15 protein-coding genes are annotated in these 15,444 nt (G+C 62.9%); 9 read left to right on the forward strand and 6 right to left on the reverse strand.

What is annotated here, in order from left to right; genetic code table 11:
• Nucleotides 1-60: 60 nt before the first annotated feature.
• The 6 genes from tldD to E4662_RS08535 all read left to right on the forward strand — a co-directional run bounded on the left by tldD (nucleotide 61) and on the right by E4662_RS08535 (nucleotide 7,566).
• Entirely contained in the window at nucleotides 61-1,482 is a 1,422-nt protein-coding gene (gene tldD / locus E4662_RS08510; RefSeq protein ID WP_136441123.1) for a metalloprotease TldD, read from the forward strand.
• Nucleotides 1,475-1,903 (forward strand): hypothetical protein, encoded by a 429-nt coding sequence (locus tag E4662_RS08515; protein ID WP_136441124.1) that lies wholly within the window; start codon nucleotides 1,475-1,477, stop codon nucleotides 1,901-1,903. Before tldD ends, E4662_RS08515 begins: the two co-directional genes overlap by 8 nt.
• A gap of 169 nt (nucleotides 1,904-2,072) precedes the next feature.
• On the forward strand, nucleotides 2,073-3,257 hold the full coding sequence (gene dprA / locus E4662_RS08520; protein WP_136441647.1) for a DNA-processing protein DprA: 1,185 nt from the start codon (nucleotides 2,073-2,075) through the stop codon (nucleotides 3,255-3,257).
• A gap of 142 nt (nucleotides 3,258-3,399) precedes the next feature.
• On the forward strand, nucleotides 3,400-6,081 hold the full coding sequence (topA, locus tag E4662_RS08525; protein WP_136441125.1) for a type I DNA topoisomerase: 2,682 nt from the start codon (nucleotides 3,400-3,402) through the stop codon (nucleotides 6,079-6,081).
• 157 nt (nucleotides 6,082-6,238) lie between these two features.
• The gene (locus E4662_RS08530; protein ID WP_136441126.1) at nucleotides 6,239-6,943 is read left to right on the forward strand and encodes a CoA transferase subunit A; all 705 of its coding nucleotides are present in this window, start codon (nucleotides 6,239-6,241) and stop codon (nucleotides 6,941-6,943) included.
• The gene (locus tag E4662_RS08535) at nucleotides 6,943-7,566 is read left to right on the forward strand and encodes a 3-oxoacid CoA-transferase subunit B (protein ID WP_136441127.1); all 624 of its coding nucleotides are present in this window, start codon (nucleotides 6,943-6,945) and stop codon (nucleotides 7,564-7,566) included. The genes E4662_RS08530 and E4662_RS08535 overlap by 1 nt, the downstream gene beginning before the upstream one ends.
• 153 nt (nucleotides 7,567-7,719) lie before the next feature.
• Here the strand turns inward: E4662_RS08535 and E4662_RS08540 are convergent, their stop codons facing one another.
• The 4 genes from E4662_RS08540 to E4662_RS08555 form a co-directional block, all read right to left on the reverse strand.
• The gene (locus E4662_RS08540; protein ID WP_168797938.1) at nucleotides 7,720-8,262 is read right to left on the reverse strand and encodes an adenine phosphoribosyltransferase; all 543 of its coding nucleotides are present in this window, start codon (nucleotides 8,260-8,262) and stop codon (nucleotides 7,720-7,722) included.
• A complete protein-coding gene (locus E4662_RS08545; RefSeq protein ID WP_136441128.1) occupies nucleotides 8,259-8,882 on the reverse strand; it encodes a LysE family translocator in 624 nt (207 codons plus the stop codon). Before E4662_RS08545 ends, E4662_RS08540 begins: the two co-directional genes overlap by 4 nt.
• A gap of 4 nt (nucleotides 8,883-8,886) precedes the next feature.
• Nucleotides 8,887-9,768: an S-methyl-5'-thioadenosine phosphorylase gene (locus E4662_RS08550; protein WP_136441129.1), complete on the reverse strand. Its 882-nt coding sequence runs from the start codon at nucleotides 9,766-9,768 to the stop codon at nucleotides 8,887-8,889.
• Nucleotides 9,769-9,861: 93 nt separating this feature from the next.
• Nucleotides 9,862-10,425 (reverse strand): invasion associated locus B family protein, encoded by a 564-nt coding sequence (locus E4662_RS08555; protein WP_136441130.1) that lies wholly within the window; start codon nucleotides 10,423-10,425, stop codon nucleotides 9,862-9,864.
• A 234-nt stretch (nucleotides 10,426-10,659) separates the two neighbouring features.
• On the opposite strand from E4662_RS08555, the gene E4662_RS08560 reads away from it, so the two are divergent.
• Entirely contained in the window at nucleotides 10,660-12,276 is a 1,617-nt protein-coding gene (locus E4662_RS08560; protein WP_136441131.1) for a SulP family inorganic anion transporter, read from the forward strand.
• A 62-nt stretch (nucleotides 12,277-12,338) separates the two neighbouring features.
• Here E4662_RS08560 and E4662_RS08565 read toward each other — a convergent pair whose 3' ends face one another.
• Together E4662_RS08565 and E4662_RS08570 are read right to left on the reverse strand one after the other, a co-directional pair.
• Nucleotides 12,339-12,998, reverse strand: coding sequence for a CatB-related O-acetyltransferase (locus E4662_RS08565; protein WP_136441132.1), 660 nt, complete (start codon nucleotides 12,996-12,998; stop codon nucleotides 12,339-12,341).
• 257 nt (nucleotides 12,999-13,255) lie between these two features.
• Nucleotides 13,256-13,861: a flavin reductase family protein gene (locus E4662_RS08570; RefSeq protein ID WP_136441133.1), complete on the reverse strand. Its 606-nt coding sequence runs from the start codon at nucleotides 13,859-13,861 to the stop codon at nucleotides 13,256-13,258.
• An 81-nt stretch (nucleotides 13,862-13,942) separates the two neighbouring features.
• Here E4662_RS08570 and E4662_RS08575 point away from each other — a divergent pair, with 81 nt between their 5' ends.
• Nucleotides 13,943-14,437, forward strand: a complete 495-nt coding sequence (locus tag E4662_RS08575; protein ID WP_136441134.1) for a GNAT family N-acetyltransferase — start codon at nucleotides 13,943-13,945, stop codon at nucleotides 14,435-14,437.
• A 56-nt stretch (nucleotides 14,438-14,493) separates the two neighbouring features.
• Complete coding sequence (locus E4662_RS08580; RefSeq protein WP_136441135.1) at nucleotides 14,494-15,246, forward strand: EcsC family protein; 753 nt, start codon at nucleotides 14,494-14,496, stop codon at nucleotides 15,244-15,246.
• Nucleotides 15,247-15,444 lie beyond the last annotated feature (198 nt).

The following is a 15,444-nucleotide window of genomic DNA, read 5'->3' on the forward strand; positions in this document are numbered from 1 at the left end:
AAAGACAGAGTCTTGCGGCAAAGCGCCGCTTTTTTTGATCTAGATCAAACCGAGGTATCCATGGCAGACGCGCCTTTCCGCCCTTTCGAGACCCATCTGGACATGGGGTCCACCACGAAAATCCTGCGTGATGCGCTGTCCGGAGCAGAGGATGGCGAGCTGTTTCTGGAGCGTCGACGCTCGGAAACCCTGGTGTTGGACGACGGTCGGATCAAGACCGCGAGCTATGACGCGTCCGAGGGATTCGGCCTGCGCGCGGTCAAAGGGGAAGTCGCGGGCTATGCCCATGCCACGGACATCAGCGAAAGCGCCCTGAAGCGCGCCTCCGAAACCGCGCGGCTTGCGGTGGGCGATGGCGGCGGCGTGATGGCCCCGCCACCAGCAGGCACGAATCGCACGCTCTACACCGATGCCGATCCCATCGCCGGGGCATCCTTTCCGGTTAAAGTTGAGACGTTGCGCGAGATGGACGCCTTCCTGCGCGATCTCGATCCGCGCGTGGTTCAGGTCACCGCCTCCATCGCGGCCTCCTTGCAGGAGGTTGCGATTCTGCGCCCCGAAGGCGGGCTTGTGACCGATGTGCGCCCCATGACCCGCGTCAACGTCAGCGTCATCGTCGAGGAAAACGGCCGCCGCGAGAGCGGCAGCGCCGGGGGCGGGGGGCGCGTCACCCTCGATGGGTTGCTTGAGCCGCAGGACTGGCAGTCCAAGGCGCGCGAAGCGCTGCGCGTGGCTTTGGTCAACCTCGAAGCCGAAGCCGCCCCGGCGGGCGTCATGGACATCGTGCTCGGACCGGGCTGGCCGGGTGTTCTGCTGCACGAGGCCATCGGCCACGGGCTGGAAGGGGACTTCAATCGCAAAGGATCGTCCGCGTTTGCCGGTTTGATGGGCGAGCAGATCGCCGCCAGGGGCGTGACCGTTCTGGACGACGGCACCATCCCGGACCGGCGCGGGTCGATCACCGTGGATGACGAAGGCACGCCGTCTGGCAAGAACGTCCTGATCGAGGACGGCAAGCTGGTCGGCTACATGCAGGATCGCCAGAACGCGCGGCTCATGGGCGTTGCCTCCACCGGCAATGGCCGCCGCGAAAGCTATGCCCACATTCCAATGCCGCGGATGACCAACACTTACATGCTGGGTGGCGAGACTAATCCGAAGGACATCGTGGCCGATCTCAAGGACGGCATCTGGGCCGTCGGTTTCGGTGGCGGGCAGGTGGACATCACCAACGGCAAATTCGTCTTCTCCTGCACCGAAGCCTACCGCGTGAAGGACGGCAAGGTCGGCGCTCCAGTCAAGGGGGCCACGCTCATCGGTGACGGGGCTACCGCGCTGAAGCAGATTCGCGCCATCGGCAACGACATGGCGCTGGATCCCGGCATGGGCAACTGCGGCAAGCAGGGACAATGGGTGCCCGTTGGGGTTGGTCAGCCGACCATGATGATCGGCGGGCTGACCGTCGGGGGATCGGGTGTCTGACGGCTGGAGGCCGATACGCACCACCTACCTGATCGCCCCGCGCCTCGGGCATCACGTCTCGTCCATTGTGCTCAGCGTGATCTGCATCGTGGGCCTCGGCCTGTTCCTGATGATCGCCGGGAGCCTGGCCGCGCCCTCTTCTCCAACCCTTGGGCATACAATCCAAGGCGTTGGCTGGGTCGTGACCATGTCCTTTGTTTTCAGCTGGTTGGGGCATATCCCTCTGGCCTTCGCCCTGCATTGGATGATGAAAAGAGACCTTGGCGGCTGGCTGGTTGTGCTGGCCGTCTCCTGCGGGATCGGCGGCTTCTGGTCCGAAGTGATGAGCCTGCCGATTGCACTCCCCTACGCGCTGGCCTCCGGCCCGGTTCAGGCCTGGGCGCTGCGGCGCGGCGTGCTGGCGCGTATGCGGGTGATGTAGCGCCGCGGAGACCATGGCGGCCCCGGAAAGCCAAAAAACCAAGATAAAATCTCGGCAAAGGCCCGCTTTTTCAATGTGTTGGAAATTTCTGCCAAATTTGCGCCCTGCGGTTTACCTTTGATTAACTGCGCTCGCGTTAAACCTGTGTATGCAAGACGACGGAGCCGGGATGTTCGAGGACAATCACTCTTCCACTCACCCCCCACTCCCACCCACCACGGAAGACGATCGGGTGTCGTGGCTCCGTCTCTTGCGATCACGCCGCGTTGGCGTAACCACTTTCTGGCGATTGATGAAAGAACATGGCTCCGCGCAGGCGGCGCTGGAGGCTTTGCCGGATGTCGCCCGCGCGGCGGGCGTTCAGGGGTATGAGCCCTGTCCCGAACAGGTGATCGAGGCCGAACTGGCCGCAGCCCGGCAACGCGGCGCGCGCATGGTCTGCCTTGGCGATCCTCTTTACCCGCCGGATCTTTGCCCGGTTGCCGACGCGCCGCCGATCCTCTGGATGGTGGGGGACCCGGCGATTTTGACCCGGCCCATGGTTGCCCTTGTCGGCGCGCGCAACGCGTCCTCGCTTGGACTTCGCATGGCGCGTGGCCTTGCCGAAGGGTTGTCGGAGGCGGGGTATGTGGTCAGCTCCGGCCTCGCCCGCGGCATCGACACCGTTGCCCATCTGGCCTCCTTGCACGGCGGCACCGTTGCCGTCATGGCGGGCGGCGTGGACGTGCTCTACCCTTCCGAAAACACGCAACTGGCCGAACAGATCATCAACCACGGCGGCGCGCGCATCAGTGAACAGCCCATGGGCATGCAGCCCATCGCGCGCCATTTCCCGATGCGCAACCGGATCATCTCCGGCCTCAGCCGGGCCATCGTGGTGGTCGAGGCAGCGGCAAAGTCCGGCTCCCTGATCACCGCGCGCAATGCTCTGGATCAGGGCAGGGACGTGCTGGCGGTGCCCGGCCACCCGCTCGATGCCCGCGCTGCCGGCTGCAACATGCTTATCCGAGACGGGGCGCGCCTCGTGCGCTCTACCGAGGATGTGCTGGAAGCTCTGCCGGACCTGAACGCGCCTGCGCCCGCCGAGCAGCCCGAGCTGCCCTTGCCCGACATGGCGGTCCAAACGCCGCCACCCCCGCCGGAGAAGCCAAAACGCAGCCTGCAGGACGCGGCCCGCCTGCACCGCGAAATTCTCGCCCGGCTCGGCCCCTCGCCACTGGCCGAAGACCAGCTGATCCGCGACATCGGCGCGCCCTCCGGCGCGGTTTCCCCGGTGCTGACGGACCTCGAACTCGATGGCCGGATCGAACGTCAACCCGGCGGTTTGCTCTCATTGGTTGCGCGTCGCTCGTGAGCGCTTTTCCCTTGAGCAAAGCGCAGCCCAACGCCCCACGTCACGGGGTGAGGATTGACATTTCCCCCTTGCGCCCCACATCGCTGAGCGCCATACGCTGGCTATAAACGCCCTGATTTCGCCGTAAGAGGTTTTCCGAAACATGCCCGTCGTTGTCGTCGAGTCTCCTGCTAAAGCCAAGACAATCAACAAATATCTCGGCTCCGACTACACGGTCCTGGCGTCTTATGGCCACGTGCGCGATTTGCCGCCAAAGAACGGATCGGTCGACACCGAAGACGATTTCGCGATGAAATGGGAGATCGCGAACGACAGTCGCAAACATGTCGCAGCCATCGCCGCCGCGCTCAAAACCGACGACGCGCTGATCCTCGCAACCGACCCCGATCGCGAAGGCGAAGCCATTTCCTGGCACCTGAAGGAAGCGCTGACCAAACGCCGCTCGATCAAGAAATCGACGCAGGTCAGCCGCGTGACTTTCAACGCGATCACCAAGAAAGCGGTGACCGAGGCGATGGCCAACCCGCGCGACATCGACGCGCCGCTGGTCGAGGCCTATCTGGCCCGCCGTGCGCTCGACTATCTCGTTGGCTTCAACCTCTCGCCTGTGCTCTGGCGCAAACTGCCGGGCGCGCGCTCTGCCGGGCGGGTGCAATCCGTTTGCCTGCGGCTCATCGTGGAGCGCGAGACCGAGATCGAAGCTTTCAATCCGCGCGAGTACTGGCAGGTCAAGGCCCAGCTCACCACCCCGCGCGGCCAGTCCTTTGAGGCACGCCTGACCACGCTCGCGGGTAAGAAGCTCGACAAGTTCGATCTGGCGAATGCGACCGACGCCGAAATGGCTGTCAGCGCTGTCGAGAAACGCGCCCTGAAGATCGCAAGCGTCGAGGCCAAACCGGCCAGCCGCAACCCTTCTGCCCCTTTCATGACCTCCACGCTCCAGCAGGAAGCCAGCCGCAAGTTCGGCATGGGCGCGCGCCAGTGCATGAACGCGGCGCAGCGGCTCTATGAAGCCGGGCACATCACCTATATGCGGACCGACGGCATCGACATGGCCCCCGAGGCCGTCGCCGCCTGCCGCGACGCCATCGCGGATCGCTATGGCGCGAATTACGTGCCCAAAGAGCCGCGTATCTACAAGAACAAGGCCAAAAACGCGCAAGAGGCGCACGAGTGTATCCGCCCCACGGATATGACCCGCGACACGGCCTCGCTCAAACTCAAGGATGAGGATCAGCGCCGCCTCTACGATCTGATCTGGAAACGCACGCTGGCTTGCCAGATGGCGGGCGCGCGCCTTGAGCGCACGACCGTGGAGATTGACAGCGACGACAAGCAGGTCGGCCTGCGCGCAACCGGCCAGGTCGTTGTTTTTGATGGCTTTCTCAAGGTCTATGAAGAAGGTCGGGATGAACCGGTCGATGATGGCGATGACAAGCGCCTGCCGCAAATCATGATGGGCGAGCCCGCGAAATTCGCAGGCGGCGCGCTTGAAGCGGCCTATGACAAGGCCGGGGAAAAAGCGACGTCCGTGATCGAAGAGGCCGCCCCCGCCGGGATGCAGAAAAACGGCGTTGCGGTTCTGGCCCAGAATGGCGCGGTTCTGGCCCTGCAAAGCCACACCCAACCGCCCCCGCGCTACACCGAAGCCACGCTCGTCAAGAAGATGGAAGAGTTGGGCATTGGCCGTCCCTCGACCTATGCCTCTGTTATTACAACGATTCAGGACCGCGAATACGTCCGCAAGGAGCAGAACCGCCTGTTCCCCGAAGACAAGGGCCGGATCGTGACGATTTTCCTGCTCAACTTCTTCAAACGCTACGTGGAATACGATTTCACCGCCGCCCTGGAGACGGAACTGGACCATGTTTCCGCCGGGGAAGAAGACTACAAGGACCTGCTCGCCAAGTTCTGGCGCGATTTCAGCGCTGCCATCGCCGAAACGTCCGATCTGCGCATCGCCGAAGTGCTCGATGTTCTCGACGAGGCGCTCGCCCCGCAGCTTTATCCGCCGCGCGAAGACGGCACGGATCCGCGCGTCTGCCCAAAGTGCGGGCAGGGGCAGTTGCACCTGAAAACCTCCCGCTCCGGCGGTTTTGTCGGCTGTGGCAACTACCCCGAGTGCACCTATACGCGCCCGATCACCGGCGAAGGCACCGAGGCCGAGGAAAAGCTGCTTGGCGAAGACAACGGCGATGAAATCTGGCTCAAAAGCGGGCGCTACGGCCCCTATCTGCAGCGCGGCGAAGTGCACCCGCAGTCCAAGGAAAAGCCCCACCGCGCGAACCTGCCCAAAGACCGCAACAAAAAGCCATTGCCCGGCTGGGGGCCGGAGGAGATCACGCTGGAGAAGGCCGTGACTCTGCTGACCCTACCGCGCATTGTTGGCGAACACCCGGAAGGCGGCAACATCAAGGCCGCGCTTGGGCCCTTTGGCCCCTACATCATGCACCAGCTGCCGAGCGAGGAGAAACCGGTCTACGTCAACCTCAAGGAGCTCGTCGAGGTTTTCGAAATCGGCATGAACCACGCGGTCGAACTGATGGCCGAAAAACGCGCCAACCCCGGCCGGGGCAGGGGTTCTGCAGCCAAAGCCCTGCGCGAGCTGGGTGAGCATCCTGACGGCGGCAAGATCGCGCTCTACGAGGGTCGCTATGGGCCTTACGCGAAATGGGAGAAGGTCAACGCGACCCTTCCCGATGACGTGGAGCCCGAAAAGCTGACGCTGGAACGGGCGATCGAACTGGTCAACGAAAAGGCGGCAAAGGGCGGCAAGAAGAAGACCACGCGCAAGAAAGCCGCCCCCAAGAAGGCCAAGAAATAAGGCCCCGCGGCGCGTCATCCCCGGGATGCCCGGACATTTTGCCCTTCAATTGCAGAGCGATGCGCACTGTTAGCGCGCATAGTGTCGCAGCCGTCATTGACTCTTCGCTGCCCTGCGGCGAAAACTCCCGCACTTCATGACCCCAGGGGAGATTTCCATGAAAAAGGTATACGGCTCGGCGGCGGAGGCCCTCGACGGCATCCTGCACGACGGGATGTTGATTGCAGCGGGCGGCTTTGGCCTCTGCGGCATTCCTGAACTGCTGATCGATGCGCTTGTCGAAAGCGGCGTCAAGGATCTGACAGTGGCATCCAACAACGCGGGCGTCGATGAATTCGGCCTCGGCAAGCTGCTCACGACGCGTCAGATCAAGAAGATGATGTCGTCTTACGTGGGCGAAAACGCCGAGTTCATGCGTCAGTATCTCTCCGGTGAGCTGGAACTGGAATTCAACCCCCAGGGCACCTTGGCCGAGCGCATGCGCGCCGGCGGCGCGGGCATCCCGGGCTTCTACACCAAGACCGGCGTGGGCACGGTGATCGCCGAAGGCAAAGAGGTGAAATCCTGGAACGGTCAGGATTACATCCTCGAAGAGGGCATCTTTGCGGATCTGTCCATCGTCAAGGCCTGGAAGGCCGACGACACCGGCAACCTGATTTTCCGCAAGACCGCCCGCAACTTCAACCCGCCCGCCGCCATGTGCGGCAAGATCTGCGTGGCCGAGGTCGAAGAGATCGTCCCGCGCGGCTCGCTTGACCCGGACCTGATCCACCTGCCGGGCATCTACGTGCACCGCCTGGTCCAGGGCGAGCACGAAAAGCGTATTGAACAGCGGACCGTCCGCAAGCGGGAGGAAGCATAATGCCCTGGGATCGCAATCAGATGGCGGCACGCGCCGCGCAGGAACTCGAAGACGGCATGTATGTGAACCTCGGGATCGGCATCCCGACGCTTGTTGCCAACTACGTCGGTGACAAGGACATCACGCTGCAGTCCGAAAACGGCATGCTCGGCATGGGTCCGTTCCCTTTCGAGGGTGAAGAGGACCCGGACCTGATCAACGCCGGCAAGCAGACAATCACCGAACTGTCCCGCACCTCCTACTTCGACAGCGCCACCAGCTTCGGCATGATCCGCGGCGGCAAGATCGCAGCCGCGATCCTGGGCGCAATGGAAGTGGCAGAGAACGGCGATCTGGCGAACTGGATGATCCCGGGCAAGCTGGTCAAAGGCATGGGCGGGGCGATGGACCTCGTCGCGGGCGTGGGCCGCGTGGTTGTGGTCATGGATCACACCAACAAGCACGGCGATAGCAAGGTTCTGAAGGAATGCACCCTGCCGCTGACCGGCAAGAGCGTGGTGGACAGGATCATCACCAATCTCGGTGTTCTGGACGTGGTCGAAGGCGGCCTGAAAATTGTCGAATGCGCCGATGGCGTCACCGAAGACGAACTGCGCGCGGCCACTCAGGCCACCATCGTCTAAGCCGACCTATACAAAACAAAAAAGCGCCCCGGCCTGTCTGGATCGGGGCGTTTTTCGTTTGCGCCTCATGGGTTTCTTTGGGCTCCAAATACCTTGGGGAAGGCTCGCAGAGCCGTGGGGCAACGCCCCAACACGCGCCGAAGGCGAAACCGCTCAAAGCCCCTCGTAGGCACAGAGCGCGTGCACTTCCATGCCCAAAGCCTCCAGCTTCGCGCGCCCGCCAAGGTCCGGCAGATCCACGATAAAGGCACAACCGATGATCTCGCCGCCAAGCCGTTCCACAAGCTTGATCCCGGCCTCCGCGGTGCCGCCCGTGGCCAGAAGATCATCGACCAGCAGGATTTTCTCGCCGGCGAGTATCGCGTCGTCATGCACCTCGACCACGGCCTCGCCGTACTCCAGCTGATACTCCTCGGAAATCACCGCCCCGGGAAGCTTGCCTTTCTTGCGTATCGGCACAAACCCGGCAGAGAGCTGATGCGCCACGGCTCCACCAAGGATAAACCCGCGCGCCTCCAGCCCCACAACCTTGTCGAACCGCACTCCGGCGTAGGGGTGCAGAAGCTGGTCGATGGCAATCCGAAACCCGCGCGGATCGGCAAACAGCGTGGTCACATCGCGGAACAGAATGCCTTCGTGCGGGAAGTCGACTATCGTGCGGATGTAATCCTGAACCTGTTTCTTTTCCAATGTCATGCCGCCCTCCGCAGCGTGGCTGTGAGCGCGCCCATGGCGATCAGCGTCGCCCCGCCGGCGCGGGTGATCCAGGTGATCACGGAAGGCCTCTGGATCGTCTGGCGCAGCTTGTCGGCGGCCAGCGCATAGAGCAGCGCATTGAACGCGGCGAGGCCGACGAAGGTGGCGATCAGAATGGCGAACTGCGGCAAGAGCGCCGCGCCGGGATCGATGAACTGCGGCACGAAAGCGATGAAGAAGCCGATGCTCTTGGGGTTCAGCGCGGTCACCGTGGCATTGTGCCAGAACACGCCTTTGGCGCTGACCTCGGCCTGCGGCAGGGACAGCCCGTCCGAAGGGGCGGAACGGATCAGCTTGATGCCGAGCCAGATGAGGTACGCCGCGCCGACCCATTTCAGGGCGGTGAAGAGCAGCGCCGAGGTGGCGACAAGCGCGCCCAGCCCCAGAAGCGACAGGCTCATGGCGATGAAATCCCCCATGGCCACACCGGCCGCCGAGGCCACGGCCACGCTGCGCCCTTTTGAGAGCGCATAGGAGAGCACCAGAAGCACGGTTGGGCCCGGGATAAAGAGAAGTGCGGTGGAGGCGGCGACAAAGGTCAGCCAGACGTCAAAAGCCATGATCTTATCCTGCGTTCAGAACACGGCCCGCGACCGCGTCGAGTTTTTGCACAAGCGCCGCATCGCGCATCTCCGGTGCGGTCAGGATGGCGAATTCCAGCGCGCGATCACAGCCGTGCGGGCAGGCGTCGCGCTCGGCGCCCAGAAGTGCGGGCAGACGGCGCACCATCTCGCGGCCCTTGTCGGCATTGCCCATCAGCACCTTGATGATTTCGGTGACGTCGACCTCGCCATGCTGCGGATGCCAGCTGTCGTAGTCGGTGACCATGGCGATGGAGGCGTAACACAGCTCCGCCTCGCGGGCGAGCTTGGCCTCGGGCATGTTGGTCATGCCGATCACATCCGCGCCCCAATGCTCGCGGTACATCTTCGATTCCGCCAGCGTGGAGAACTGCGGGCCTTCCATGGCGAGATAGGTGCCGCCCTTGTGCATGGTGATCCCGGCCGCTTGTCCTGCCTGATGGCAGGCCTCGCCGAGGCGCGGACAGGTCGGATGGGCCACCGAGACATGCGCCACGCAGCCCGAACCAAAGAACGATTTCTCGCGAGCAAAGGTGCGGTCAATGAACTGATCCACAACCACAAAATCCCCCGGCGCCATCTCTTCGCGGAACGAGCCGCAAGCCGAGACCGAGATCACATCCGTCACACCGAGCCGCTTGAGCGCGTCGATATTGGCGCGGTAGGGCACATCGGTGGGGGAATGCACATGGCCGCGGCCGTGGCGCGGCAGGAAGGCCATTTTCACGCCATCGAGCGTGCCCGTCAGGATCTCATCCGACGGCGTGCCCCAGGGGCTCTCCACCGCGGTCCAGGCCGCGTTCTCCAGGCCGTCAATGTCGTAAATACCGGAGCCGCCGATCACGGCGATCATGGTGTCGGTCATAAGGGATCCTTGTTTTGTGCCACCGTCCGACGCGCAGTTAGCCACGCCGCAAACTTGAGTTCAAGGCTGCGGCGGCGCGCTCAGCGCGGGCATTCACCCACCAGCCTGAATATTGCGCTTTGCGCTTTCGGACTCGAAATCCGCAAGCGCGGCGGCAAAGCCTTCGAGCGGCCATGTCAGGTCCTGCGCTGCGCCGTGGCGGTCGCGGAATTCCAGCCGCACTGCGCCGCCTGCAGCCATGACGCCGATCACCTCCTGCGCCGCCTCTTCGGCAAAGGTGCAGGACACCCCGGTCAGGCAGCCGGGGCGGCGCGTGCGCCACATCACCGCGCCGTCTTTCTCGATGCGAAACCCGTTGGGACCAAACAGCGTCCCCGGCTCCAGACCAAATTCGACCTCAAGTGTCCCTTTGGGGCGGTGCACAAAGGTAAAGAGCGCGCCAAAGGCGGGACGGGGCGAGAAAACATCCACATGGCGTATGTAGCAGCGCTGATGCAGGCCCGCTGGCTCTGTCCGTTCGTCGCACAGGCTCTCCCAGATGCCGAAACGCTCCGTATGGGTGACGCGCCAGTTGCTCGGCGTGTCCTCGCCGTTGAGGCCCTGCGCATGGGCGGGCAGGGCGGTGAGGCAGACAAAAGCGGGAAGCAGGAATTTCATGAGGAGGCCCGGGTTGTGACGTTGCTCAAATCCCTGACACAGGCCCGCGCCCCGCGCCAAGCAAACTCATGGTGAACACTCCGTGATCAGGCCGCGACGCAGAACACCAAAGTATTCCGTGATCTCAGGTGCCGCATAGGCTATGCGAGCGATAACGGGCCGCATCGGCCCCGCTCTGGCCTTTCATGCTGCTGTGCAGTATGGGGCAGTGCGCGATTCAAAAGGACAGCCCCAATGAAGAACACCATTCTGGCGAGTTTCGCCAAGCGGCTCGATTTGACGGAGCTGTCACTGGCTTCGGACGAGAAACTCACGCCGGGGCGCCTGCGCATCGAAATTCTGGCTGGCCTGACCGTGGCTCTGGCGCTTGTGCCCGAAGCGGTGGCCTTTGCCTTTGTCGCCGGGGTGCACCCGCTGGTCGGCCTTTATGCCGCCTTCCTTGTCGGCCTGATCACGGCGCTTTTTGGCGGTCGGCCCGGCATGATCTCCGGCGCAACCGGAGCGCTGGCCGTTGTCATGGTGGCGCTCGTGGCCCAACACGGTGTCGAATATCTCTTTGCCACGGTTGTGCTCATGGGCATTCTGCAGGTCATCGCGGGCGCCATGCAATGGGGCAAGTTCATCCGATTGGTGCCACATCCGGTGATGCTGGGTTTTGTAAACGGCCTCGCCATCGTGATTTTCCTCGCGCAGATGAGCCAGTTCAAGGTGCCGGGCAGCGCAGGCATGCCGGGGGGCGGTGAATGGCTCTCGGGCGGCCCGCTGATCATGATGCTGGCGCTGACCGCGCTGACCATGGGCATCATCTATGGCATGCCCAAACTGACCAAAGTCATTCCCGCGCCGCTCGCGGGCATCGGCATTGTCGCGGCGATCGTGATCGCCTTTGGCCTTGATGTGCCGCGCGTGGGGGATATGGCCTCGATCAAGGGCGGCCTGCCGCCGTTCCACATCCCCGCTGTGCCGCTGAACTTCGAGACTTTGGAGATCATTCTGCCCTATGCGGTGATCCTCGCCGCCATTGGCCTGATTGAGAGCCTGCTGACGCTGAACCTCGTGGGCGAGATGACGAACAAGCGCGGCGGTGCCTCGCAGGAGTGCATCGCGCAGGGCGCGTCCAATATCGTCACCGGCTTCTTCGGCGGCATGGGCGGCTGCGCCATGATCGGCCAGTCGATGATCAACGTGAAATCCGGTGCGCGCACGCGCATTGCCGGGATTGCAGCGGCGCTCTTCCTGCTGGCGTTCATCCTCTTTGCCTCGCCACTGATCGAACTGATCCCGCTGGCCGCATTGGTGGGGGTGATGTTCATGGTGGTGATCGGCACGTTTGCTTGGAACTCCCTGAAGATCCTCGCAAAAGTCCCGGCCATGGACGCCTTTGTCATCATTCTTGTGACCGTCGTGACCGTGATGGAAGACCTCGCTGTGGCGGTGGTTGTGGGCGTGATCGTCTCGGCGCTGGCCTATGCTTGGAACAACGCGCGCCGCATCCACGCCAAGACCTACACAACACCCGAAGGGGCAAAGGTCTACCAGGTGCAGGGGCCGCTGTTCTTTGGCTCCTCTGACGGGTTTATCGAGATGTTCGAGCCGGAGGGGGATCCTTCCGTGGTGATCGTCGACTTCGCCGACAGCCGCGTAGTGGACCAATCCGCCTTGCAGGCAATCGAGGCCGTGGCGGCGAAATATCAGGCGGCGGGCAAGTCGATCCAGCTGCGCCACCTGAGCCGCGATTGCCACCGCCTGCTGACCAAGGCGGGCCACCTCATGGTCGACAGTGACGACGACCCGGATTACCAGATCGCCGTGGACTACGGGGTTCGGACTGGGATCCTGGGCGGTCACTGATACCTGCTGAACCAGGCATCAAAACAAAAAAGGGCGGCTCCTTGGGCCGCCCTTTTCATTTGTCACAGCAACCCGTGCTTTTCCGCGTACCGAAGCAGATCGTCTGGCGCGTCCTTTTGAAGGCTTTCCGCGGCCTCGCTGATCACCTCGGCGGGCCAATCCCACCAGGCGAGTCTGTTCAGGATTGCGACTTCTCTTTCGGGATAGCGTTGACGGATGACCTGCGCCGGATTGCCAGCCACAACCGCATAGTCCGGGATTTTGCCGCGCACCACCGCGCCCGCGCCGACAATCACACCATTGCCAATTTGCGCCCCGGGCAGCACCAGCGCGCCGTATCCCAGCCAGACATCGTTGCCGATGACGGTATCGCGCTGGTCCGGTTGATAGCCGACCATGGTGTCTGGATCGAACACCGGGAACGGAAAGGTGCTTGGCCCGCGCGTCGCGTGATTGGCCGAAGCGGTGATGAAACGCACGCCGTGGGCGATCTGGCAGAACTTGCCGATCTTCAGGGTCTCCTGGCTGAAAGGAAACAGGTAAGGCGCAAGATGCCCGGCCCAATCGCCGACTTCGCCAAAATCGCTGGCGTAGGTATATTCACCGATTTCCATCCGGGGATGATCAATGACCGCCCTGAGGAACACCGTGCCGGGATGCGCGGTGCCGTCGGGCAGGGTGATGGGATGCGTCTGCTGCGCAGAGGGGAGTTTGAAGGGCATGGGGCCTCCTTTGAAAACTGGGGATCGTCAGGATTTCAAAGGGTCAGGTCCATGTCGGCCTCCATCGGTTGCCGTGCCAGAATAGCAGAAGATGGATCGGCAGGCGAGGGGCGCCGGGCGCACTGTTTCGGCCTTGCCGAAAAGCGCCCGCCCGCGGCCCCGTCTCGCTGCCAGGAATGTCCAAAGGTGTGGCGTCGGCACTTTCGCGGGCTAAAGTGCGACCTTGTCACCAGCGGAAAAGCCGGGGCTTTTTCGGCCTACTCCCCCGGCCGTTTCAGCGCCAGAGTTTCGCGCACAACCGTATAATCGCGATACCCCATGCGGCTCAGCGGGTTGAACTTCAGCACGTCAAACATGCCATCGGTCATGCAATCGTCCCGCATGTGAATGCCGGTCACCTCGCCGAAGACCGCAAAATTCGATGCGCCCTCAAGCTCAATGATCTGCGTGACCTTGCATTCCAGATTGGCCGGTGCGTTGGCCACCCGTGCGCAGTCAATTGTCTCGCAGGCGGCTTTTTCGATTCCGGCTTCGGCAAATTCGTCCACACCCGCGTCAAAGAACGCCGAGGTCGCGTTCATCGCGTCGCGCATGGCAAATTCCACAACATTCACGCAAAACACGCCGGTTTCGCGGATCTGCGCCACGCTGTCCTTGGTGTCGCCCCGGTCGGGCTTGGACGCGGTGGAGGCAAACATCACCTGAGGCGGCACATAGGCCACGGCGTTGAAGAAACTGTAGGGGGCGAGATTGTCCCGCCCGTTCGTGCCGCGCGTCGAAATCCAGCCAATGGGGCGGGGGGTGACAATGGCGTTGAACGGGTTGTGAGGCAGGCCGTGGCCGTCTTCGGGGCGGTAGAACATGGGTAACTCCTGAGGGGCGTTGTTTGCGCAGCGCTTTTCGCCGTGATACGCGCAATCCGAACGGAATGCACGAGGCCCGAAGTGTTCACCCTCGCACAGGAAAAGCCGCAGGATTGGTGGGAGGTCGAGGCCTTGTTCGACCACTGTTTCGCGCCCGGCCGTGCGGCGCTCAGCTCCTATCGTCTGCGCGAGGACGTGGATCCCGTGCAAAGCCTGTGTTTTGTCGCGCGTGACGAGGGCGGCTTTGTCGGGGGTGCGATCCGGTTCTGGCCTGTGCGCATCGGTGAGGCGGAGGTCCTGCTGCTCGGCCCGATTGCCGTACACCCCACCGCGCAGGGCGAGGGGCTGGGCGGTGCGCTGATCCGCGACACCATCGCCCGCGCCACCGAACAGGGCTTTGCCCGCATCCTGCTGGTCGGGGACGCGCCCTATTATGCGCGTTTCGGCTTTGAGCGCCTGACCGGGGTGATCATGCCGCCGCCCACCAACCCGGACCGTGTTCTGGGTCTCGCTTTGCAGGCGGGTGCCTGGGACGGAATAACCGGCGAAGTCACAAGGATTCCTCAAAAGGGTTGAAATATCACCAAAGGTTTACCAGCTATTAGCGAGTGGGGCGTTATGAGGGTTACGGAATGGAAAACTCCGATCTGGTTCAGGAAACGGTAGACGTCGAAAAGGCGATTGCCGATCTGGCTGCGCGCTACACGGCGGCGGGAAACTTTGGCGTTCAGGTTTTGAACGTGCTCAACTGGCCCGCTGAGAGCCTGATAGAACGGCTGCCGGAAAACGCGCGCGCCAAGCTGGAGACCGCCACGGTACGCGGGCTTGAGGCGGCGATGAGCGCGGCCTCCGGGACACGCAGCCTCATCAAGGATCAAAAAAACTGGGTGAACACCGCCACCACCACCGCCGTTGGCGTTGTTGGGGGTCTGGGTGGTCTGACCACGGCGCTGGCGGAACTGCCGGTGACCGTGACCATGCTCATGCGCTCGGTGCAGGCAGTTGCGGCCGAGCATGGCTTTGACCCGGATGAAGAGCAGACGCGCAAGGATGCACTGCTTGTCTTTGCCGCCGCCGGACCTTTGGTGCAGGGCAAAACCCCGGATCTTACCTTCCTGTCTTCGCGGGTCACACTGACCGGCGTCAATGTCTATGTCGGCATTGGCCTGATCGCGCCGCGCCTTGCGCTGGTGCTGGGCCGCAAACTTGCCGCGCAGACGATTCCCGTCATCGGGGCGGCCACGGCGGCGGCGACGAACTACTCCTATTCCGGCTATTATCAGGAAATGGCGGCGGTGGTCTTTGGCCTGCGCGCCCTGTCCGAACAGACCGGCACGCCGTTCGAGGAACTGGTCGAGATGCTTTCGGCAAGACTCGAAGACTAAAGCGTTTCGAGATAAATTTGAGTCAATGGATCGCCAATGCCTTGAGAGCGCCCATGGCGCGGCAGAGTATTGGCGATTCAGACTTTTCTCGAAACGCTATAAGCGGAAAAAACCGCCTTTTCCGAAAACTGTTCAGAAAGTTTTAGGAGATTTTGCCTAACGTGATCGGTGAAGGGGCGGTTTGCGCCGCTCCCTGAT

The sequence above is a fragment of the Pacificoceanicola onchidii genome, from assembly GCF_004804335.1.
Lineage (GTDB): Bacteria > Pseudomonadota > Alphaproteobacteria > Rhodobacterales > Rhodobacteraceae > Pacificoceanicola > Pacificoceanicola onchidii.